Here is a 20309-nt window from a genome sequence, read left to right on the forward strand (position 1 = left end):
CCCATTGTGCAGGAAAACTTAACATTTATGATTGTCGCGATCGGTTACTCTGTCGGTTTTTCCGGGTGGGTTGAAATGATCCGTGATAAGCGCGTGGCGGCACAATGGGCGAAATAACGCCACGAGCGTCGTCAAGCAGGGGACCGAGAGGGGTTAGACCACTTTTCTTTCCCATGTTTCTGTCTCTTATGTTTTAATGTGCAACATTTCATGGCCTGTAAGCGGTAAAAATAGCATTACTGGCTGCTTATGGTAAAACTAGCATCGACTAGGTTCAGGAAAAAAGGTTATCAATGAGCTGGATTGAACGAATTAAAAGCAACATAATTTCCACCCGCAAGGCCAGCATCCCGGAAGGGGTATGGACCAAGTGCAGCAGCTGCGACCAGGTTCTGTACCGTGCCGAGCTGGAGCGCAACCTGTCGGTTTGCCCGAAGTGCGATCACCACATGCGTATAGCCGCGCGCGATCGCCTGCACAGATTGCTGGACGAAGGAACGCTGGTGGAATTGGGGAGCGAACTTGAGCCGAAAGACGCGCTGAAGTTTCGCGACGCTAAGAAATACAAAGACCGCCTGGCCTCTGCGCAGAAAGAGAGCGACGAGAAAGACGCGCTGGTCGTGATGAAAGGCACGCTGTACGGCATGCCTGTGGTCGCGGCGGCATTTGAGTTCTCCTTTATGGCTGGTTCAATGGGTTCTGTGGTCGGTGCGCGTTTTGTCCGCGCCGTCGAGCAGGCGCTGGAAGATAACTGCCCGCTGGTGTGCTTTGCCGCATCCGGTGGCGCACGCATGCAGGAAGCGCTGATGTCGCTGATGCAGATGGCGAAAACCTCTGCGGCGCTTGCGAAGATGCAGGAGCGGGGGCTGCCGTACATCTCCGTGTTGACTGACCCGACCTTGGGTGGCGTGTCCGCAAGCCTTGGGATGCTTGGCGATCTCAACATCGCCGAACCGAAAGCGCTGATCGGCTTTGCCGGGCCTCGCGTTATTGAGCAGACCGTGCGTGAAAAGTTGCCGCCGGGTTTCCAACGCAGTGAATTCCTGATTGAAAAAGGCGCGATCGACATGATTGTTCGCCGGCCGGAAATGCGCTTCAAGCTTGCCAGCATCCTGACGAAGCTGATGAATCTCCCGGCGCCGAATCCAGATTCGCCGCGCGAAGACGTGGTGGTACCGCCGGTACCGGCTCAGGAACCTGATGCCTGATAATGCAAAGGGCAGGGCCACCAGGCGCTGCCCTTTTTGCTTTTCTTAACCGTTAACCACCGCGGGCATCATGGAAAAGACGATATTCCTCTCGCCACGCCGCTTTCTTATCTTGAACATCTCTGCATACAAAAACGAGCGATCTTGGGTTAACGCGCGCGATGTGGCGACACGCATGGGGCGTCATTCGTCTTCGCCGTGGCGGGCAGCCATGGAATCCATCCTGATGCCGTGTAAGCGCCAGTGAGACCCGTTCTGGCCCGTTAAGCGGGATACTGACACCTCAGCCGAGGCGTGATGCTTTTCTATTGATACGATATTTGAGATGCCAGAGACGTGAAGCGCCTGGATTTACTAAAAGGTATAGACCGTGGGAGTTGGAAATTTCAAAGGGTTTTACGGATGGCTTTAAACTGCGGATTTTTGTGTCATTAAGGGGTGTTTTTTGGGGGGCTTTGTCATCGAGCTCGCTGACCTTCAAATTCTTCCGGTGCAGAGGAAAAACTAAAAATGCACCGGTAAGATTTTTCGCGCTGACTTATTGAATCTAAATCACATAAAAATTCGCAAAGAGGCGTGAAAGCGAGAATTTGGCTCCTCTGACTGGACTCGAACCAGTGACATACGGATTAACAGTCCGCCGTTCTACCGACTGAACTACAGAGGAATCGTGTGAACGGGGCGCATGATATCCAGCTGCCCCAGGTGTGTCAACGCTAAATTTCCCCAGGCGGTTCGACTGCTCGGTATCTGAGCAATGCACCCGTCATCCAAGCAATGGCGCGTCGGTTTCGGCCTGGCTGCGCAACAGGCGCGCCAGCGGATCCTGGCGGTAGAAGCGGCAAAAGTGCTGATACAGCGCGGGGAAGCGTCCGGCCAGCAGCTCGGGGGCGCTGAAAAAATACTCCGACAGCACGGCAAAGCACTCGGCCGCATCGGTGGCGGCGTAGGCGTCCATGCTGGCGGCCTCTTCGCCGACCAGGTCGATCTCGTCCTGCAGGCTTTCCATCGCGGCGTGCAGGTCATGTTCCCAGGCGGCCACCTCGCGCAGCGGGATCGGCGGCACGCCGGTGGCAACGCCGCCGTTGCGCATATCCAGCTTGTGCACCGCTTCGTGGATCACCAGATTGAAACCGGAGAGATCGAACGAGTCCTGCACGTCTTGCCAGTTGAGCACGATCGGCCCCTGTTCCCAGCTCTGGCCGGACTGCACCACCGGCCCCGAATGCACCAGGCCGATCTCGTCTTGCCATTCGTCTTCCACCACAAACGGGGTGGGGTAGAGCAGGATTTCATTGAAGCCGTCGAGGCACTCCGCGCCGAGCTCCAGCACCGGCAAGGCGAACAGCAGGGCGATGCGCGCCTGCATTTGCGAGGTGAGCTGCAGCCCCTGCAGCGGCACGATGCGCTTTTGCTGCAAAATCTGCCCGGCGACGGCCACCAGCCGCTGTTGCTCCTGCGCATTCAGCGGCGACAGCAGCGGGATCGCCAATGCGTCCTGCCACTGGGCCTGGACGTCTGCCTGGGGTTGAGAAGGTTGAGTCGCTTTCCACGGCCATTTAATCATCAGGTTGCTCGTAAACTCATCACTTGAACGTTCAACTGCATGCTAGTGCTGTAAAAATGCCGCAAAAGCGGGCATGATAGCAAGCGTTGTTAGGAGAGATGCCGGAGCGGCTGAACGGACCAGTCTCGAAAACTGGAGTAGGGGCAACTCTACCGGGGGTTCAAATCCCCCTCTCTCCGCCACTATTCAATCACTTACGAATAAATCTTTCAACGATCCCCATCACAGTAAAGCCACCGTTCTTATCGGCTGCCGTCCCTTATTTTCCTGGCCTGACCCTTTGCCGCTGCTGCCGCTATCAAACCGTCATTTCGTCTTGATGTTCCTCATGTTGTGATCGCCACCCCGGCTTGCGCCATTTTCCCGGTTTTGCTCATCCTGCCGCGCGATGCGGTGTTGTGTTGTTGGCCGCGGGTAAGGTAATTTGCTGATGGCAATGATGACTGACGCGGGGCAACGGACATGAACGAAAAAATCGACTATCACATCGAGAAATACCATTTCGTGCCGCTGGATGAGGCCCCGCGGCTGGCGCACCAGTGGAGCGAGGTGCTGAATGAGTGCCGCCAGACGCAGGCCGGGGCGGAAGAGCGCCTGCGCATTGCGTTGCTCAACGTGGACTATGTGACCAGCTTTGAGTTGCCTTTCCGCTTATTGCTGGTGCGGGCGCCGCAGCTGATCGCCGGCATGCGCGATGAACTGCAGATCAGCCAAAAGAGTGTGGTGTTCAACGGTAAGCGTTTCGGCTGTGTTTATAGCCTGAAAAGCGATTTGAGCGGCGTGCCGGAGGCCTTTCAGTACAGCCTGTCGACCCGCATTCATCGCCAGGCCTCATCGGGAACCGACGCGCTGCCTTACCGCGAAATCGCCAAAACGCTCAAGGCGCCGCGCGAGCGGCTTAAGCTGGCGTTGGAGCAAGGGTTGCGGGTCACGGCGCTGGACGGATTGTTCTGGTTCGGCATACAGCGCATCGCCGCCGAGGTGCGCAGGCTCAGAAAGGCCGGCATGGCGATCGTGACGGCGGAAACGGAGATCTTCGACACCCTGACCGGCACGACGCGCAAGGTACCGGTGTACCGGCTGGCCGATCGTGAGTTGCTGATTCAGAAGAGAGGAGGTTCGAATCAGGAACCTCCTTATTGATAGTACTGCTTACCGATAAGCCTCATCCCGCACGATCGCGTATCTGCCGCTGCCCAGCAGCAGGATGACGAGCCCCCCTATAAAGAACACCAGCTCGTTTTCAATCCCCCAGGCGCCGACATCGGTGACGGTAAACACCTTGCCGGTGCCGACCATCAAGAATGCCACCACCAATGTAAAGGCGTAAACCAGCGCGGCGGGGCGGGTGAACAGCCCTAAAATAATCAGTATCGGTGCCAGGATCTCGCCCACATACACGCCATAGGCGATGAAGGCGGGCAGCCCTTGCTCCTGCAGCGCGCCGGCGATCCAGCCGACGCCATGCTGAATTTTCGCCACGCCGTGAAACAGCATCAGCCCGCCGAAGGTCAGCCTGAGCGCCAATTTGCCTGCGTCCGGGTGGTCAAAAAGGCGAGTGAATGCCGCATTCAGTGACTTAACCATGGCCTTTCCTCCTGAATAGGAATGATTTTCAATCAATATATCAGTCGGGTGGATGCGGAATATGTTCTGGATCAGTAAAAAGGCGGGCTTTGCGCGGAATTGTCGGGCGAAGGTTGGCGAGATATCTTCCCGGCAACGCAGGCTGTCCCCGCGACCAAAATCGCGGTAAAATGCAGCAGTTGACCTTATCGCACGCTATCAGGCCGTCGTACTCGCTATGAAAATGCGCAAACCGCGCCGTCCGCCTGGGCGGTGGATCTATTACATCCTGCATGAAGACATGCTGTGGCCCTGCCCGGTCAAATGGGAGTGGGAGAGCGGTTATAACGCCTGGTTGCCGTTTTACTATTCTCCCACGCTGGAGTTCATCGCCGGCAATCCCGCCCGCGCCACCAAGGTCAGCAACGGCCGGCGTTAAGCGGGCATCGCGTGCTGCCCGCCTTGCCGCGTGACATTCGCTCACCTAAGATCATTTCATCACCCACAGGTATTCCGGGAGCTCCCATGTTTACTCTGTTTCGCACTTCTCTTTGCGGCGCGGTGGCGTTGCTGTTGCTTGCGGGTTGTCAGCAGACGGCGCATAAGCCGCCGCCGCCGTTGCAGGCGCAGTTGGATCACATCGCTTCGATGCTGGCCGGCGGGCACTTCCTGCGCGTGGACTGCGGGCGCAGCGATGTGCCGGACGACGTGAAGCTGCAACGCACCGCGATGCGCGCGGCGCAGCACCGCGGTTGGGACACCCATGCGGCGGGATATCGGCAACTGCCGGCGCTCACCCAGGCGCGTTACCTGACACTGCAACAGGATAATCAGCTGCTGACGGACAAATGCGCTGCGCTCAGCCGCAGCACTGCGCGCTTTATCGCGGCGGCCCAGGCCGATCAGGAAGACTACATGGAGTAGCGCTGCGATAAGCCCTTCGGGCGCTCGTCGCGGGCGCCCAAAAATTCTTTGCAGGATAACGGTTTATCGATCATCATTTGAAATGATGTTTCACTTTTATCCCGCGAGCCCATCTTGAACCTGTATGCCGCACTGCGTCAGCGCGTGGAAAATACGCCCTGGCACGCCAAACGTAAAAGTTACCGCGTGCTGTTCTGGCGCGAGATCACGCCGCTGGCGGTGCCGATCTTTCTGGAGAACGCCTGCGTTCTGTTGATGGGGGTGCTGAGCACCTTTCTGGTGAGCTGGCTGGGCAAAGAGGCGATGGCCGGGGTAGGGCTGGCGGACAGCTTCAACATGGTGATCATCGCCTTTTTCGCCGCGGTGGATCTCGGTACCACCGTGGTGGTGGCCTTCAGCCTCGGCAAGCGGGATCGGCGGCGGGCGCGTGCGGCGGCGCGCCAGTCTCTGGTGTTAATGACCGGCGTGGCGCTGCTGTTGGCGGCGGGCATTCATCTGGCGGGCGAGCAAATCATCGATGTGATCGCCGGTGCGGCCTCGCCGGAGGTGAAAGCGCTGGCGCTCTCCTACCTGCAGACCACGGTGTGGAGTTACCCGGCGGCGGCGATTGCGCTGATCGGCAGCGGCGCGCTGCGCGGCGCGGGCAACACCAAGATCCCGCTGCTGATCAACGGCGGCATGAATATTCTCAATATCATCATCAGCAGCATCCTGATTTACGGCATGCTGGGTTGGCACGGCCTGGGCTTCATCGGCGCCGGGCTAGGGCTGACGATTTCCCGCTATATCGGCGCCATCGCCATTCTCTATGTGTTGGCGATCGGTTTTAACCCGGCGCTGCACATCACGCTGAAAAGCTATTTCACCCCGTTGAAAATGAACATCCTATGGGAAGTGCTGGGTATCGGTATCCCCGCCAGCGTCGAATCGGTGCTGTTCAACGGCGGCAAGCTGTTGACGCAGATGTTCGTCGCCGGCATGGGCACCAACGTGATCGCCGGTAACTTCATCGCGTTCTCCATCGCTTCGTTGATCAACTTGCCGGGCAATGCGTTGGGATCGGCTTCGACCATCATCGTCGGCCGGCGGCTGGGCAAAGGGGAGATCGGTCAGGCGGAGCGGCAGCTGCGTCATATTTTCTGGCTGTCGACCATCGGACTGACCGCCATCGCCTGGGGCACGGCGCCGTTGGCCGGGGTGTTCGCCGCGTTTTATACCTCGCAGGATGACGTCAAAACGGTGGTGAAAACCCTGATTTGGCTCAACGCCGCCTTTATGCCGATCTGGGCCGCCTCCTGGGTGCTGCCCGCCGGGCTGAAAGGCGCCCGCGACGCCCGCTTCGCCATGTGGGTGACGATGCTCGGCATGTGGGGCTGCCGCGTAGTGGCCGGCTATGTGCTCGGCATCGAGCTGGGCATGGGCGTGGTGGGCGTCTGGCTGGGGATGTTCCTCGATTGGGCGGTGCGCGGCGCCCTGTTCTACTGGCGGATGATCAGCGGGCGCTGGCTGTGGAAATATCCGCGGGCCCGGCGAGCGGATGCCGGATAGCGCTGCGCTGACGGGCGTCATCAGAACGGCGTCAATACAATAGCGTCATCGCACTGAAAAACAGCAGCGTCAACACGATGATGATGGCATTTTGTGTGGCTTTGCGCACCAGCCTGCCGGCGCTCAGGCGGCTATCGACGGCGTAAAGCAGCGGCACCATCAGCAGCACGTAAGCGAACATCAACAGGGCGGTAAAAGGCTGCACATTCATTCAGGCGGCTCCTGTGCGTCATCATGGCCGATCAGGTGCACCAGCACGGCCTCTGTTTGGTGGGCGAGACTGACAAAGGTCGGGTTGGCAGGGGAAGGCGGTATGAACGCCAGGCCGGCGCGCCGGGTCTTTGCCGCCGCTTGCAGAATTTTCTTGTGGTGCCTTTGAGTGTGACTGACCATGCGCCTCCGAATAAGGCCGCCAGCAGGCGGCTGTTTTGCCGATTAAGGCGGAGAAGGATTGTCGGCCGCTGCCGGGGCCAACGCAGTCATAATATTGCGAATGATAATTATTATCAATGATGCAATGGGAAAATCAAGAGGGATGGCGTGCGGGCGGAACGATAAAGAAAAAGCACGCCTTGCGGCGTGCTTTGCATTGGGCTAACTGCGGCGGTTACTTCTGATCGGGCAGGGCGTAAGCGACCACATAGTCACCCAGCTTGGTGCCGAAGGAACCGTGGCCGCCGGCGAAGATCAGCACATACTGCTTGCCGTTGACCTCATAGGTCATCGGTGTCGCCTGGCCGCCGGCCGGCAAGCGCGCTTCCCACAGTTTTTCACCGTTGGTCACGCTGAAGGCGCGCAGGTAGTTATCCGCAGTGGCGCCGATGAAGAACACGTTACCGGCGGTGGTCACCGGGCCGCCCAGCATCGGCATGCCCATTTTGAACGGCAGCGGCAGCGGTGAGCTATCGCGCACGGTGCCGATGCGTTTTTTCCACACGATATCGTTGGTTTTCAGGTCAACGGCGGAGATGTAACCCCAGGCCGGCTGTTTGCACGGCAGGCCGAACGGTGACAGGAACGGGTTCAGCGTGACGCCGAACGGAACGCCGTACTGCGGCTGGATACCGGTTTCGGTACCGCTGCCGCCTTTGTCGTCTGCCGGCGGTTCAATCGGGTTGCCTGGGCCGCGCGGGATCAGTTTGGACACGAACGGCAGCGCGATCGGGTTGGCAATGGCGATTTCGCGATCGGTATCGACGGCCAGGCCGCCCCATTCAAACATGCCCAGGTTGCCTGGGAACACCAGCGTGCCCTGCTCGGAAGGCGGGGTGAAGGTGCCTTCATAACGCAGGCTGTGGAACATCACGCGGCAGACCAGCTGGTCATAGATGGTCGCACCCCACATGTCCGCACCGGTCAGTTTCTTCTCAGGACGGAAGGTCAGCTCGGAGAACGGTTGGGTCGGTGACAGGCGATCGCCTTTGGCCGGGCCTTGCGGCACCGGTTTCTCCGGCGCCGGCACCACCAGTTCGCCGTTGGTGCGGTTCAGCACGAAGATGTTGCCGGTTTTGGTCGGCACATAGATCACCGGCACTTTTTTACCGCTCTTGTCGGTAATGTCCGCCAGGGTCGGCTGCGCCGGCACGTCCATATCCCACAGGTCGTGGTGTACCGTCTGATAGAACCAAACCAACTTGCCGGTGGTGGCGTTCAGCGCCAACAGGCCGCTGGCGTAGCGCTCCATTTCCGGGGTGCGGTTGCCGCCCCAGATATCCGGCGTGGCGACGCCCATCGGCAGATAGACGATATCCAGCTTGGCGTCATAGGCGGCAGGCGCCCAGGCGTTAGGCGAGTTCGGCACAAAGTGGTGTTCGTTTTCCGGAATGGCGTTGGGATCCTTGTTGCCTGGATCAAACACCCACAGCAGTTTGCCGCTGTTGACGTCGAAGCCGCGGATCACGCCGGAAGGCTCACGGGTCGAGTAGTTGTCGGTCACCGCGCCGGTGACGACGATCACTTTATCGGTGATCACCGGCGGCGAGGTTGGCTCATAGCGGCCCAGCGTCGCATATGGCATTTTGGCCTGCAGGTTCAGCTCGCCGTTGTCGGCGAAGTCCGGGCACGGTTTGCCGGTTTCGGCATCCAGCGCGAACAGACGGCCGTCGTTGACCGGCAGAATGATGCGGCGGGCGCACATCGCCGGTGTGGCGTCGCTTGCAGCGCCCGCGGCGGCTGCGGTTTCGTGATAAGACACGCCGCGGCAGGTGATGTGCTGGAAGGTCGCGTTGTACTTCAGCTGCGGATCGAATTTCCACTTTTCTTTACCGGTGGCGGCATCCAGTGCGAACAGCTTCTGGTGCGGCGTACACATGTAAAGGGTATCGCGGATCTTGATCGGCGTGACTTCGTTGGTGATCTCACCCGGATCGTTGGCGGTTTTCAGATCGCCGGTCTGGAAACGCCAAACCTCCTGAAGCTGACCGACGTTTTTGTCGTTGATCTGGCTCAGCGGCGAGTAACGGGTGCCTTCCTGGGTGCGGCCATAGGCCGGCCAGTCGGCGCCGGTGGTGTCTTTCGGCTGTACCTGCGCGGCGTCGAGAGTGCCGTTGATCTCTTGCGGATCATTAAACACGGCATAGGCCAGCGCGATGACGGTGATCGCCAGCGCCGCGCTCAGCGCGCAGTAGGCGAATTTGCCGTTGGCGACCAGCTTGCGGTAGATAAACGGCAGCACCAGCCACAGGCCGAAGAAGAAGGTGACGTCAAGACGCGGCGTCAGTGCCCAGAAGTCCGGCCCGACTTCCCACAAGGCCCATAGGGTGGTGCCCAGCAAGAACACGGCGTACAGCAGCAGCGCGGTGGCGCGGCGGCGGAACAGCAGCCAGGAAGTCGCCAGCAGCACCAGCCCGGCGATGATGTAATACAGCGAACCGCCCAACTTGGCCAGCCAGATGCCGCCGCCGAGCAGATAAAGCCCGCTCAGGGCGGCAAACAGCGCCGTTATGACGATAAGCGGCGATAGTGACGCTTTATTTTGCATAGCAATACCCTTACCAAAAATGAAAGTCCCCGATTTAGAGATTAAGCCAAATCGGAAAAAACACGCGGTTTCTCCCTAATATTTCAGCGGGAAGCCGCCAGGGTGACGTAAAACCCATCCCGTCTTTTAACCTTAAGGTGCTTTGCCTTATTCAAAGCGGTAAGACAGAGTGGCGCCGCCACCCCAGTTGCGACCCGGCGCCGGCTCGAAATAGCGGCCTTGGCCTTCGTTGACGATCACCGAACCGACGTAACGGCGATCGAACACGTTGTCTACCCGGCTGAACACGTCCAGCGCCCAGCGGTTCCAGGTAAAGCGATAACCGGCGTTTACGCCGGCCACGGTGTAAGAGGGGGCCTGCGCGCTGTTGGCGTCGTTGGCCTGAATGTCGCTCATGTAGCGCAGCTCTGCGCCGGCGTGCCAGCCTTCCGGCGGCGCAAAGGCCAGCGAGGCGTAGCCCATGTTGCGCGCGATGCCCGGCAGGCGATTGCCGGCGGGGGTACAGCCGGATTTGCCGCACATTTCGCTGCGGTAGGTGGCGTCCAGCAGCGTCCAGGCCATATGCAGGCGCCAGTCCAGCGCAAACTCTTGATCCAGCGCCAGCTCCAGGCCGCGCCGCCGGGTCTTGCCGGCGTTGGCGTAGGTAGTATTTGTGTATTGGCTTTTCGCCACCACCAGCTCGTTGTCGGTATTGGTCTGGAACAGGGCGGCGCTCACCAGGCCGTTGCCGAGGCGCCGCTTGCTGCCCAGTTCAACGGTATCGCTGGTGGACGGCTGCAGGCCGAGGTTGAGGCCTGGCTGGCCGTCGGGGCGGTAGGAGAGTTCGGTGGTGGTGGGGGTTTCAAAGCCGCGGCCTGCGGAGAGATAAACGTTCCACGCCGGGCTGATCTTGTAGTTGAGCGAGCCCATCGGCAGCCACTGGTGGTAGCGTTTGCTGCCGCTGTCGTCGCCGTTGCGCGGCGTGATGTAGTAATCGGTCGAGTCGAAGCTGACCGTGCTGTAGCGCAGGCCGGCGTCCAGCGTCCAGTGCGGCGTCAGTTGCCAAGAGGTTTGCAGGTAAGGATCCAGGTTCCAGATGCGGTTCTTCTCGTTGCGCCGCTGGTTGCCTTTCTCGCCGTAGTCCACTGTGCCGTCTCGCAGAATAAAGTTTTCGAACCCCTGGCGGCGTTCGGTCATGGTTTCATAATCCAGACCGCCGATCAGTGTTACCGGTAACGATGCGAGAGTATCCTCATGCTTCCAGCGAGTGTCAATGCCCTGATATTTTCTTTCCAGCACGATCACCCCGCCGGCGTGGGCAGGATTGAGCTGTAGTTCTCTGCGAAACGATTGGTACTGCGTGGTGTGGCGCTCGCCGTGGTAGGCGGTCAGGGTCAGTTCGTCGCGCTCGCTCATCTGGCGTTGATAGCGCAGACCGGCCTGGGTCTGGTCGAGCGATTTGCGGGTGTTGAATTGATCCGCGCGCGGCGCCTGGCGCGGGTTTTCCTTCCATTCCGCCTCGGTCAGGCCGCCCGGATCGCCGGCGTCAATCGAGACGCTGTTGAACATCAGCGTCAGGGTGCTGACGTCGTCCAGCCGCACGCCGAGCTTGCCGTTGCCGAGGTTTTTCCGCGCGGCGCTGTGATCGCGGTAGCCCTGGGTGGTAAAGCGGGTGCCGGAGATGGCGTAGTTGACGTCGCCGGCCTGGGTGCCGTCGCCGGTGGCGCCGGTCGCTTTCACCCCGTAGCGCCAGGTGTTGTCGCTGCCGAAATAACCGCCGGCTTCCAGCGTCGGCGGCTGGGTGCCGGTAATGGTGTCGATGTTGATCACCCCGCCCGAAGCGTTGCCGTACAGCGCGGAATAGGGGCCGCGCAGCACTTCGATGCGCTCGACGGAGTTGATGTCGATGTTGGAGGTTTGTCCCTGGCCGTCGGGCATGGTGGCGGGAATGCCGTCGACGTACATGCGCACCCCGCGCACGCCGAACATCGAGCGGCTGCCGAAGCCGCGCACCGAAAGCTGCAGATCCTGCGCATAGTTTTGCCGATTTTGGATCTGCAGGCCCGGCACGCTACCGAGGTTTTCCGACAGGTTAATCTGCGGCGCGGCGTTGCGCAGGTCTGCGCCGTCGATCACGCTGACGGAGACCGGCGATCCCAGTTCCGTCAATCCGGTGGGTTGCGCCATCACCACCAGGGTGTCGCTCTGTTCTTCGCTTTTTTCTGCCGCCGACGCCTGGCTGATGAACATAGGCTGCAGCAATAGCATCGCTACCGGAGTAAGCACGGCGCTTTTTTTATTGGTCATGGGGTCAATCTGCCACTGGTATGAAAAGGAAATCGAGAATCAATTCAGAGTTAGCCATCTGTCGCTCCATCTACATGACGCTAAACGAAAAGGGGAAGGCATCCTGACGTCAGTATAGAGTATCTCGGGCAGGAACGTTCCCGGAAAAATCTGCAGTCCGCAGCGGCGGCTCACCGATTCATGAGCCTGGTTCATAAGCCCAAGCGTATTTCACCCCATAGTCATTGTGGCCGTCGTCTTTTACAGTCATCACACCAGAGCGGCGTCGCGTCAGGCGGAGCCGGTATCAATCAGCGGGAGAGTGAAGATGCAAACACGCAAGTTGGGGCGCGAAGGGCTGGAAGTCTCGGTATTGGGGTTGGGCTGCATGGGGTTGAGCTTTGGCTACGGCCCGGCCACCGATAAACGACAGGCGATCGATCTGATCCGCGCCGCGGTTGACGAGGGCGTGACGTTCTTCGATACCGCCGAGATTTATGGTCCGTTCACGAACGAGGAATTGCTGGGCGAAGCGCTGGCACCGGTGCGCGATCGGGTTGTTATCGCCACCAAGTTCGGTTTCGATCTGCCGCAGCCGGCGGGGCAACAGGTGTTGAACAGCCGCCCGGAGCATATTCGTCGGGCGGTGGAAGGCTCGCTGAAGCGCCTGCGGGTAGAGACTATCGATTTGCTGTATCAGCACCGCGTCGATCCCGAGGTGCCTATCGAGGAGGTGGCTGGGACGGTGCAGCAACTGATCCGCGAAGGCAAAGTGAAGTACTTCGGCTTGTCGGAAGCCGGCGCGCAAACCCTTCGGCGTGCTCACGCGGTGCAACCGGTCACGGCGCTGCAAAGCGAATATTCGCTGTGGTGGCGCGAGCCGGAGCGTGAAATCTTGCCGACGCTGGCGGAGCTGGGCATCGGTCTGGTGCCGTTCAGCCCGCTCGGTAAAGGCTTCCTCACCGGCGCGATCACCGAGAACACGGCCTTCGACAGCGGCGATTTTCGTAACGTGGTGCCGCGATTCAGCGCCGAGGCGCGCCGGGCCAATCAGGCGTTGGTGAACGTGCTGGGGCAGATAGCGCAGCGCAAGGGCGTGACGCCGGCGCAGATCGCCCTGGCCTGGCTGCTGGCGCAGCAGCCGTGGATCGTGCCGATCCCGGGAACCACCAAGCGCCACCGGCTGGAAGAAAACCTCGCGGCGGCGTCGGTCGCGTTGGCGGCGGACGAACTGGGTGACATTGAGCGCGCGCTCTCCGCTATCGACGTGATCGGCGACCGCTATCCGGCGCATCTGCAGAAAAACGTCGGGCGTTAAGCCCGGCGCCGCAGCGCCTCAATCAGCAGCGCAAAGGCGGTGGTGTGCTGCCTGCGGCTCGGATAATAGAGGTAATAGCCGGGAAACGGCGGGCACCAGTCGTCCAGCGCCATCTGCAACCGCCCGTCGGCCAGCGCGTCGGCGACGGTGTCTTCCGGCACGAAGGCGATGCCGAGGCCGAGCTGTGCGGCATCGATCCGCTGGCGCAGGCTGTTGAAGGTCAGTTGCCCCTCGACCCGCACTTTGAGCTCGCGGCCATCGCGGGCAAATTCCCAGGCGTACAGCCCGCCCAAGGTGGGCAGGCGCATGTTGATGCAGCGATGGTTTTGCAGCGCTTGCGGCGTAGCGGGGAGGCCGTAACGGGCGAAATAGGCGGGCGAAGCGACGGGCACCATGCGCATGTCCGGCCCGATGCGCACCGCAACCATGTCCTTTGCCACCTGTTCCCCCAGCCGGATGCCGGCGTCGAAACGCCCGGCGACGATGTCGGTCAGGCTGTTGTCGACGGTGATTTCCACGTTGATATCCGGGTAATCGACGAGAAAAGTGCGCAGCACCGGCCACAGCACCGCATCCACCGCGTGTTCGCCGGCGGTGATGCGGATGTTGCCGGCGGGCCGATCGCGCATTTCACCCAGCGCGTTCAGCTCGCTTTCAATCTCCGCAAAGCGCGGGCCAATGCTGTTGAGCAGCCGCTCACCGGCCTCGGTGGGGGCGACGCTGCGGGTGGTGCGCGTGAGCAAGCGCAGCGCCAGGCGTTCTTCCAGCCCGCGGATAGCGTGGCTGAGCGCCGATTGGGAAACCCCAAGCTGCGCCGCCGCTTTGGTGAAGCTGCGTTCCCTGGCGACCATCAGGAAAGCGATCAGATCGTTAAAGTTTTCTTTCAACATACCGGCACCGGAGAGCAAGGTTAGGGCGCTGCCGCGCGTAGATTCATGAATTGAGCTCATAGCTCCTTGCGCATTTTACCCGCTAGTCGCCGGAAAAGCAGGAGGCTATCTTGGCATCACTGGCTCATAACTATCAGCGTCGGCTTCGAGCGCCGGCGCGGAGGACACGACAGATGAAAATACAACGCAGCGGTTCACTGCCTTCGCAGCGCGGTTCGGCAGAATATTTTACCGGGCAGGTACGCATCGACGCACCCTTCGCCGGTGACGCGCCGGCCAGGGTAGGCGGCGCGACCGTCACCTTCGAACCCGGCGCCCGCACCACCTGGCATACCCATCCGCTCGGCCAGACGCTGCTCGTCACTCAGGGGCGCGGCTGGATCCAGATGTGGGGCGAGGCGACGCAGGAAATGTACCCCGGTGATATCGTCTGGATCCCGGCAGGCGTCAAACACTGGCACGGCGCGACGCCGGATACCGCCATGACCCATATCGCCATCGCCGAAGCGGTGGACGGCAGCCCGGTGACCTGGCTGGAGCCGGTTAGCGAGGCGGAGTACCGGCAATAAGGCCGCTCAGGCCTCGTGGCTCTGCTCGCAAAACCGCAGGCGGTTGCCGAACGGATCGGTCAGGTTCAGCTCTTTGCCCCAGTCGACAACCTCCAACCCCGGCCGGGCATAGCGGTAGTTTTTGGCCGTGAGCTCCCGGTGCAGCGCGTCGATATCGTGCACCGGGATGAAAATAGCGGCGCCGGGCGTGCTGTCGCCATAGTGTTCGCTCAGGTGCAGCGTCAATCCGGCGCGGGTCACCTGCATGTACAGCGGCAGATCTTCGCTGAAACGGTGCTCCCACTCCAGCGTGAAACCGAGAAAGTCCAGATAAAACTCTTTGGCCTTGTCGACCGCAAAAATGCGCAGGATCGGAATGGCAGGGGAGAAGGTGATCATCGTCGATCTCACTGTTACGTTAGCGGCAGCCGATATGGATATCGACCGCCTCGGGGCCGGTATAGGCTTCGAAGTCGGTCAGGAAGCGGCGTTCGATTTCCGGGTGTTGCTCGAAATAGGCCCAGATGGCTTGCCAGCCTGCGATAACCGCCGCCGGCATGGCGCCACGGGCCTGGAACACCAGATAGCGGCCGGGTTGGATGTGCAAACCGCTCTCTGCCGCGCTGCCGGCGGTGACGTCAAACGGCCCGCCGGCGTCGGAGGCGTAGTTGGAGTAGACCCCATAGACCGGCGTGGCGGGCGAGGTGGCGAAAAAGTCTGACCACAGCGCCGGGATTTTTGCCGTCTCGGGCCGGGTTTCGTCCTGATTGGTGGTTCTGACCGTTTGGCCGGCGACGTAAAAGCCGGGCAGCTGTACCACGAGAGGTTGCATACTGGAAATTCCTTTTAACCGTTCGAACGAGAGGCCTAAAGGTAGCAAAGGCTTTCCGGATCCGCCAGACAGGGCCCCCGCAGACGCGGAGGCCGATCGCATCAAGCGCCCAAACCGCCAAGGCACAGGTATTTGATCTCGAGATAGTCCTCGATGCCGTATTTTGAGCCTTCACGGCCTAAACCGGAATGCTTCATGCCGCCGAACGGCGCCACCTCGGTGGAGATCAGCCCTTCGTTGATGCCGACAATGCCGTACTCCAGCGCTTCGGCCACGCGCATCACCCGGCCGATGTCGCGGCTGTAGAAGTAAGCGGCCAGGCCGAACGGCGTGTCGTTGGCCAATTCGATGGCTTCGGCTTCCTGGCTGAAGCGGATCAGGGGCGCCACCGGGCCGAACGTCTCCTCGCGGAAGATTTTCGCCGTGCGCGGTACGTCGGTCAGGATGGTCGGGGTGAAGAAATTGCCGCCCAGCGCGTCAGGTTGGCCGCCCAGCAGCACCGATGCGCCGTGCTCGACGGCGTCGGCGATATGCTCGCGCACTTTCTCTACCGCGCTTTGGTTAATCAACGGGCCGATGGTGACGCCGTCATCCAGGCCGTTACCGACTTTCAGCTGGGCGACGGCGGTTTTCAGCCTGGCGGCGAAGGCGTCGTACACGCCGTCCTGTACCAGAAAACGGTTAGTGCAGACGCAGGTCTGGCCGGCGTTGCGATATTTGGAGGCGACTGCGCCGGCCACGGCGGCATCCAGATCCGCGTCGTCGAACACGATGAACGGCGCGTTGCCGCCCAGCTCCATACTGGTTTTCTTGATGGTGGGCGCACACTGGGCCAGCAGCTGCGCGCCGACTTCGGTGCTGCCGGTGAAGGAGAGTTTACGCACATCCGGATTGGCGGTGAGTTCGCCGCCGATGCCCTTGCTGGGGCCGGTGATCACGTTGCACACCCCGGCGGGCAGCCCGGCGCGCTCCGCCAGCACGGCGATCGCCAGCGCCGAGAACGGGGTCTGGCTGGCGGGGCGGATCACTCCGGTGCAGCCCGCCGCCCAGCCGGGGCCGGCTTTGCGGGTGATCATCGCCGCCGGGAAGTTCCACGGGGTGATGGCGGCGAACACGCCGATCGGCTCTTTCTGCACGATGATGCGGCGGCCCGCCTGGGGCTGCGGAATGGTGTCGCCGTAGACCCGTTTGCCTTCCTCGGCGAACCATTCGATAAAGGAGGCGGCATAGGCGATTTCGCCGCGGCTTTCGGCCAGCGGTTTGCCCTGTTCCGCCGTCATGATGCGCGCCAGGTCGTCCTGATTTTCCATCATCAGTTCAAACAGCCGGCGCAGCTTGCCGGCGCGCTCTTTGGCGGTCAGCGCGCGCCAGGCGGGCAGCGCTTTCTTGGCGGCGGCGATGGCGCGGGCGGTTTCTTCGGCGCCGAAGGCCGGCACGTGGCCGACCAGCTCGCCGTTGGCGGGGTTATGAATGGCGATCGAGCGGCCTTCTTTGACCGGTAGCCATTGCCCGTCGATGTAATTGGCCTCGCGGAACAGCGTGGGATCTTTGAGGGTGGCGCTGATGCGGGTGCTCATGGGTCTCTCCTTTGCTGAGTTCAACAGAATGGTCTATTCCATACGGCTACCCTTTACCCTAGCAAACTTTGCTGCCGCCGTTTGCCGCAGAGGCGACAAGATGACGGTTTTCACCATGAGCACCTTCTGTACAAAAAATATCCGTCACCGGGTCAATACTGAAGGCGCAGGCATATGACCCTTTTCGATGTGATTAAAAGGAGTGTGCGAATGATGAAATCAGTGGATAGACATCTCGCGGCCTACGGCGGCAGCGAAATGGATTTTTTGGCGTCGAGCATCGCCCTGATGGAATGGCAAGGGCGGCAGATTGACGCCGGGCAGGTGGCCGGCAATATGTCGGAGCAGCAAAGCCGCCTGTTCTTTGCGCGGTTGCGTTATTTTCGTCAGCTTTATCAGGCCGCATCGGCGGCTGAACACAGCCTGTAATTCCCCGATTCAGCCCCGCCGCAGCGGGGCTTTTCATTTCAGCGGCGCCACGCCTCGCTCGCCGCGAGGGAAAATAAGCGCAAAAAGTTTCATGGGTTAAACTTTTCCGCCGCCTGTGTTGTTTTATTTTACCGGGCGCGCATTGCTGATATACCCGTCTTGACAATAATTTTGCCGGTGCTAATAGTTAATTCACATCTTAAATAATAAACGAAGTTTAATATATGAAACAACTTGCGGGGAGCTATGACAACGGCGCTACGGTGGATAATGAAGACGCTATTTTGACTTCACTCCAAACGCGCAGTGCGGCTATTTATAATCAGACGCGTCATGAAAAGAATATGGCTTATGGTGAAAGCGAGCGCGAGACGGTTGATTGGCTCTATTCTGCAAAGCAGCACCAGGGGACGTTAATTTTTATTCACGGCGGCTATTGGCAATTCTGCGACAAGGCGGATTTTGCCTTTATCGCCGCCGGGCCGTTGGCGTTGGGCTTTGACGTGGTGCTGGTGGAATACGCGCTGGCGCCGGCGGTGAATCTTGACGCAATTTGTCGGCAGGTGGGGGCGGCGCTTGATGCCATTCAACGCCGTCTGCCGCCGCACTACGCCCATCCGGTTTACCTGTGTGGCCATTCCGCCGGCGGGCATCTGGCGGCGTTTTGGCAGCAGCATGCGTTGGTGGATGCGGTCTTTCCCATCAGCGGCCTGTTCGAGCTGGCACCGCTGCAAGAGAGTTATGTCAACCGGGCGCTGCAGCTGAGCGCCCGGCAGATTGAAACGCTCAGCCCGGCGCGCCACCTGCCGGCGCGCAGCAAGCCGCTCACGCTGTATTACGGCGCGGCCGAGTTGCCGGAATTGATCGGCCAGTCGCAGCACTATCACGCGGTGCTGCGACAACGCGGGGTGCCGGCCGACCTGGTGGCGGTGCCCGGTGCCAACCATTTCACCATTCTGGATGCGTTGTTCGCCGCCGACGGCGCGCTGCTTCGCCAACTTGATCATCATGGGGAACACTGACATGCGCGAGATCGTAGAGACCGGGCTACCGGATATCGGCCAGCCTTTTTCCTGGGCCACCCGGGGCGGCGGCATGCTGTTTACCGCCCACGGCCCGGTGCGTGCGGACGGCAGTATCGAGACCGGCGCGCCGGAGCGACAGATTGCGCTGACCTTCGACAACCTGGCGCAGACGCTGAAGGCGGCGGGTAGCCACAGCGATAAGGTGCTGCAGGTAATCGTTTATCTCACCGACGTCAACGACGTTAAATTGCTCGATGATATTTACCGGAAATACTTTAATTATCCTTATCCCAATCGCTCCACGGTTATTGTCGAGAAATTAGTGGTGCCGGGAATGAAAATAGAAATTACCGTCAGCGCCATCGCCTGATTTAATTTCTCATTAAGTCCGTCTTTATATTAATTCAATAACGAGTTAAGGATGCGTCATGTTTAAACAGATTGCACCTTCTGCAGCCGATCCGATTATGTCGCTGATGGAAGCCTATTTGCAGGATCCCCATCCGAAAAAAGTGAATTTAGGCATTGGGCTCTATTACGACCAGCAGGGGAATATTCCGCTGATGCAGGCGGTTGAGGCCGCCGAGCAGCGTTTGCTGGCGCTGCATCGCCCGCACGGCTATCCGCCGATCGAAGGTTCGCCGCAGTTCGCCCGCCAGGTGCAGACGCTGCTGTTCGGCGAGCGGCAGGCGGCCGATATCGCCACGGTGCAGACCGTCGGCGGCTCCGGCGCGCTGAAGCTGGCGGCGGATTTTCTGCGCCACTTTCTGGCGCGCAGCGAAATTTGGGTGTCCGATCCCACCTGGGCCAATCACTGGGCGATTTTCGAAGGCGCCGGGCTGCGCGTGAATACCTATCCCTACTTTGACGAAGCGGCGGGCGGCCTGCGCTTTGCCGCCATGCTCGACGCGCTGGACAGTCTGCCGCCTGGCAGCGTGGTCTTGCTGCATCCTTGCTGCCATAACCCGACCGGCACCGATCTGACGGCGGAGCAGTGGCGTGCCACGCTCACCGTGCTGCAGCGGCGTAATCTGCTGCCGCTGTTCGACATTGCCTATCAGGGCTTCGGCGACGGGTTGGAGGAGGACTGCTTTGCGTTGCGCGAAGCGCTGAAAACCGATCTGCCGTTTTTGGTCTGCAACTCGTTTTCCAAAAACGTGGCGCTGTACGGCCAGCGGCTGGGCGCGCTGTCGGTGCGCTGCGCCGATGTGGAAAACGCCGCCAACGTCAAAGGGGCGTTAAAAACGCTGATCCGCCGCAGCTACTCCTGCCCGCCGACGCACGGTAGCCAGATCGTGGAAACCCTGCTCGGTGATGCCGAACTCGGTGAGCTTTGGCGCCATGAACTGGCGGAAATGCGCGTGCGCATCAAGCAGATGCGTGAGCAGCTGGCCGCCGGCCTGGCGCGGGGCGGCTCTTCGCTGGATCACCGGCGCATACGCGATCAGCGCGGCATGTTCAGCTATACCGGCCTGAACGAAGCGCAATTGCAGACCCTGCGGCAACGCTACGCCATCTATCTGGTTTCGCCTGGCCGCATGTGCCTGCCAGGGCTTAACCCCGGCAACATCGACTACGTGACCGGCGCCATCCTCGACGTCACCCGTACCGCCTAACTTCGCTCAGGAACTC

At 60.5% G+C, this 20309-nt stretch carries 21 protein-coding genes, 2 tRNA genes and 1 pseudogene; 12 read left to right on the forward strand and 12 right to left on the reverse strand.

Translation table 11 applies throughout. The features are described from left to right. Nucleotides 1-293 precede the first annotated feature (293 nt). The gene (accD, locus tag BHU62_RS11775; protein WP_073532177.1) at nt 294-1208 is read left to right on the forward strand and encodes an acetyl-CoA carboxylase, carboxyltransferase subunit beta; all 915 of its coding nucleotides are present in this window, start codon (nt 294-296) and stop codon (nt 1206-1208) included. Nucleotides 1209-1494: 286 nt separating this feature from the next. Here the strand turns inward: accD and BHU62_RS25400 are convergent. From BHU62_RS25400 to mtfA, 3 genes and pseudogenes are all read right to left on the reverse strand, one after another. Then, a pseudogene (locus BHU62_RS25400) lies at nt 1495-1689 on the reverse strand (Arm DNA-binding domain-containing protein); the annotation flags it as partial. 110 nt (nt 1690-1799) lie between these two features. Further along, nucleotides 1800-1875, reverse strand: a tRNA-Asn gene (locus BHU62_RS11785). Between the two features lie 99 nt (nt 1876-1974). Next, nucleotides 1975-2775 carry a DgsA anti-repressor MtfA gene (gene mtfA, locus BHU62_RS11790; protein WP_073532178.1) on the reverse strand — a complete coding sequence of 267 codons (801 nt, stop codon included), beginning with the start codon at nt 2773-2775 and terminating at the stop codon, nt 1975-1977. A gap of 92 nt (nt 2776-2867) precedes the next feature. Here mtfA and BHU62_RS11795 point away from each other — a divergent pair. Together BHU62_RS11795 and BHU62_RS11800 are read left to right on the forward strand one after the other, a co-directional pair. Next, nucleotides 2868-2957, forward strand: a tRNA-Ser gene (locus BHU62_RS11795). Between the two features lie 280 nt (nt 2958-3237). Continuing rightward, nucleotides 3238-3918, forward strand: coding sequence for a helix-turn-helix domain-containing protein (locus BHU62_RS11800; protein ID WP_073532179.1), 681 nt, complete (start codon nt 3238-3240; stop codon nt 3916-3918). 9 nt (nt 3919-3927) lie between these two features. Here BHU62_RS11800 and BHU62_RS11805 read toward each other — a convergent pair whose 3' ends face one another. After that, entirely contained in the window at nt 3928-4362 is a 435-nt protein-coding gene (locus BHU62_RS11805) for a DoxX family protein (protein WP_073532180.1), read from the reverse strand. Nucleotides 4363-4579: 217 nt separating this feature from the next. On the opposite strand from BHU62_RS11805, the gene BHU62_RS11810 reads away from it, so the two are divergent. The 3 genes from BHU62_RS11810 to BHU62_RS11820 all read left to right on the forward strand — a co-directional run bounded on the left by BHU62_RS11810 (nt 4580) and on the right by BHU62_RS11820 (nt 6813). After that, a complete protein-coding gene (locus BHU62_RS11810; RefSeq protein WP_073532181.1) occupies nt 4580-4780 on the forward strand; it encodes a hypothetical protein in 201 nt (66 codons plus the stop codon). An 86-nt stretch (nt 4781-4866) separates the two neighbouring features. Beyond that, on the forward strand, nt 4867-5265 hold the full coding sequence (gene gspS, locus BHU62_RS11815; protein ID WP_073532182.1) for a type II secretion system pilot lipoprotein GspS: 399 nt from the start codon (nt 4867-4869) through the stop codon (nt 5263-5265). A 114-nt stretch (nt 5266-5379) separates the two neighbouring features. Continuing rightward, complete coding sequence (locus tag BHU62_RS11820) at nt 5380-6813, forward strand: EmmdR/YeeO family multidrug/toxin efflux MATE transporter (RefSeq protein ID WP_073532183.1); 1434 nt, start codon at nt 5380-5382, stop codon at nt 6811-6813. A 31-nt stretch (nt 6814-6844) separates the two neighbouring features. Here the strand turns inward: BHU62_RS11820 and BHU62_RS11825 are convergent, their stop codons facing one another. From BHU62_RS11825 to pqqU, 4 genes are all read right to left on the reverse strand, one after another. Next, nucleotides 6845-7024, reverse strand: coding sequence for a hypothetical protein (locus BHU62_RS11825; protein ID WP_073532184.1), 180 nt, complete (start codon nt 7022-7024; stop codon nt 6845-6847). Further along, nucleotides 7021-7206, reverse strand: a complete 186-nt coding sequence (locus BHU62_RS11830) for a hypothetical protein (RefSeq protein ID WP_073532185.1) — start codon at nt 7204-7206, stop codon at nt 7021-7023. The genes BHU62_RS11825 and BHU62_RS11830 overlap by 4 nt, the downstream gene beginning before the upstream one ends. A gap of 214 nt (nt 7207-7420) precedes the next feature. Then, nucleotides 7421-9793, reverse strand: a complete 2373-nt coding sequence (locus BHU62_RS11835) for a glucose/quinate/shikimate family membrane-bound PQQ-dependent dehydrogenase (RefSeq protein WP_073532186.1) — start codon at nt 9791-9793, stop codon at nt 7421-7423. A 147-nt stretch (nt 9794-9940) separates the two neighbouring features. Continuing rightward, nucleotides 9941-12079 carry a TonB-dependent receptor PqqU gene (gene pqqU / locus BHU62_RS11840; protein ID WP_415915709.1) on the reverse strand — a complete coding sequence of 713 codons (2139 nt, stop codon included), beginning with the start codon at nt 12077-12079 and terminating at the stop codon, nt 9941-9943. A gap of 307 nt (nt 12080-12386) precedes the next feature. On the opposite strand from pqqU, the gene BHU62_RS11845 reads away from it, so the two are divergent. Then, nucleotides 12387-13376 carry an aldo/keto reductase gene (locus BHU62_RS11845; protein WP_073532187.1) on the forward strand — a complete coding sequence of 330 codons (990 nt, stop codon included), beginning with the start codon at nt 12387-12389 and terminating at the stop codon, nt 13374-13376. Here the strand turns inward: BHU62_RS11845 and BHU62_RS11850 are convergent. Next, nucleotides 13373-14266 carry a LysR family transcriptional regulator gene (locus BHU62_RS11850; RefSeq protein ID WP_073532287.1) on the reverse strand — a complete coding sequence of 298 codons (894 nt, stop codon included), beginning with the start codon at nt 14264-14266 and terminating at the stop codon, nt 13373-13375. The two genes, BHU62_RS11845 and BHU62_RS11850, sit on opposite strands and share 4 nt — an antisense overlap. 173 nt (nt 14267-14439) lie before the next feature. On the opposite strand from BHU62_RS11850, the gene BHU62_RS11855 reads away from it, so the two are divergent. After that, a complete protein-coding gene (locus tag BHU62_RS11855; RefSeq protein WP_073532188.1) occupies nt 14440-14835 on the forward strand; it encodes a cupin domain-containing protein in 396 nt (131 codons plus the stop codon). A gap of 6 nt (nt 14836-14841) precedes the next feature. On the opposite strand, the gene BHU62_RS11860 is transcribed toward BHU62_RS11855, so the two are convergent. The 3 genes from BHU62_RS11860 to gabD all read right to left on the reverse strand — a co-directional run bounded on the left by BHU62_RS11860 (nt 14842) and on the right by gabD (nt 17223). Next, a complete protein-coding gene (locus tag BHU62_RS11860; RefSeq protein WP_165384357.1) occupies nt 14842-15210 on the reverse strand; it encodes a glyoxalase superfamily protein in 369 nt (122 codons plus the stop codon). 22 nt (nt 15211-15232) lie between these two features. Further along, nucleotides 15233-15646, reverse strand: a complete 414-nt coding sequence (locus BHU62_RS11865; RefSeq protein WP_073532189.1) for a GyrI-like domain-containing protein — start codon at nt 15644-15646, stop codon at nt 15233-15235. Nucleotides 15647-15747: 101 nt separating this feature from the next. After that, nucleotides 15748-17223: an NADP-dependent succinate-semialdehyde dehydrogenase gene (gene gabD / locus BHU62_RS11870; protein WP_073532190.1), complete on the reverse strand. Its 1476-nt coding sequence runs from the start codon at nt 17221-17223 to the stop codon at nt 15748-15750. A gap of 210 nt (nt 17224-17433) precedes the next feature. Here gabD and BHU62_RS11875 point away from each other — a divergent pair, with 210 nt between their 5' ends. From BHU62_RS11875 to BHU62_RS11890, 4 genes are all read left to right on the forward strand, one after another. Then, nucleotides 17434-17652, forward strand: coding sequence for a glycogen synthesis protein (locus tag BHU62_RS11875; RefSeq protein ID WP_073532191.1), 219 nt, complete (start codon nt 17434-17436; stop codon nt 17650-17652). Between the two features lie 224 nt (nt 17653-17876). Then, on the forward strand, nt 17877-18674 hold the full coding sequence (locus tag BHU62_RS11880; protein ID WP_073532192.1) for an alpha/beta hydrolase: 798 nt from the start codon (nt 17877-17879) through the stop codon (nt 18672-18674). Nucleotide 18675: 1 nt separating this feature from the next. Continuing rightward, on the forward strand, nt 18676-19047 hold the full coding sequence (locus BHU62_RS11885; RefSeq protein ID WP_049201377.1) for a RidA family protein: 372 nt from the start codon (nt 18676-18678) through the stop codon (nt 19045-19047). A gap of 58 nt (nt 19048-19105) precedes the next feature. Next, nucleotides 19106-20293, forward strand: a complete 1188-nt coding sequence (locus tag BHU62_RS11890; protein ID WP_073532193.1) for an aromatic amino acid transaminase — start codon at nt 19106-19108, stop codon at nt 20291-20293. Nucleotides 20294-20309: the final 16 nt, after the last annotated feature.

It is taken from the genome of Serratia marcescens (assembly GCF_001902635.1).
Classification (GTDB): domain Bacteria; phylum Pseudomonadota; class Gammaproteobacteria; order Enterobacterales; family Enterobacteriaceae; genus Serratia; species Serratia marcescens_F.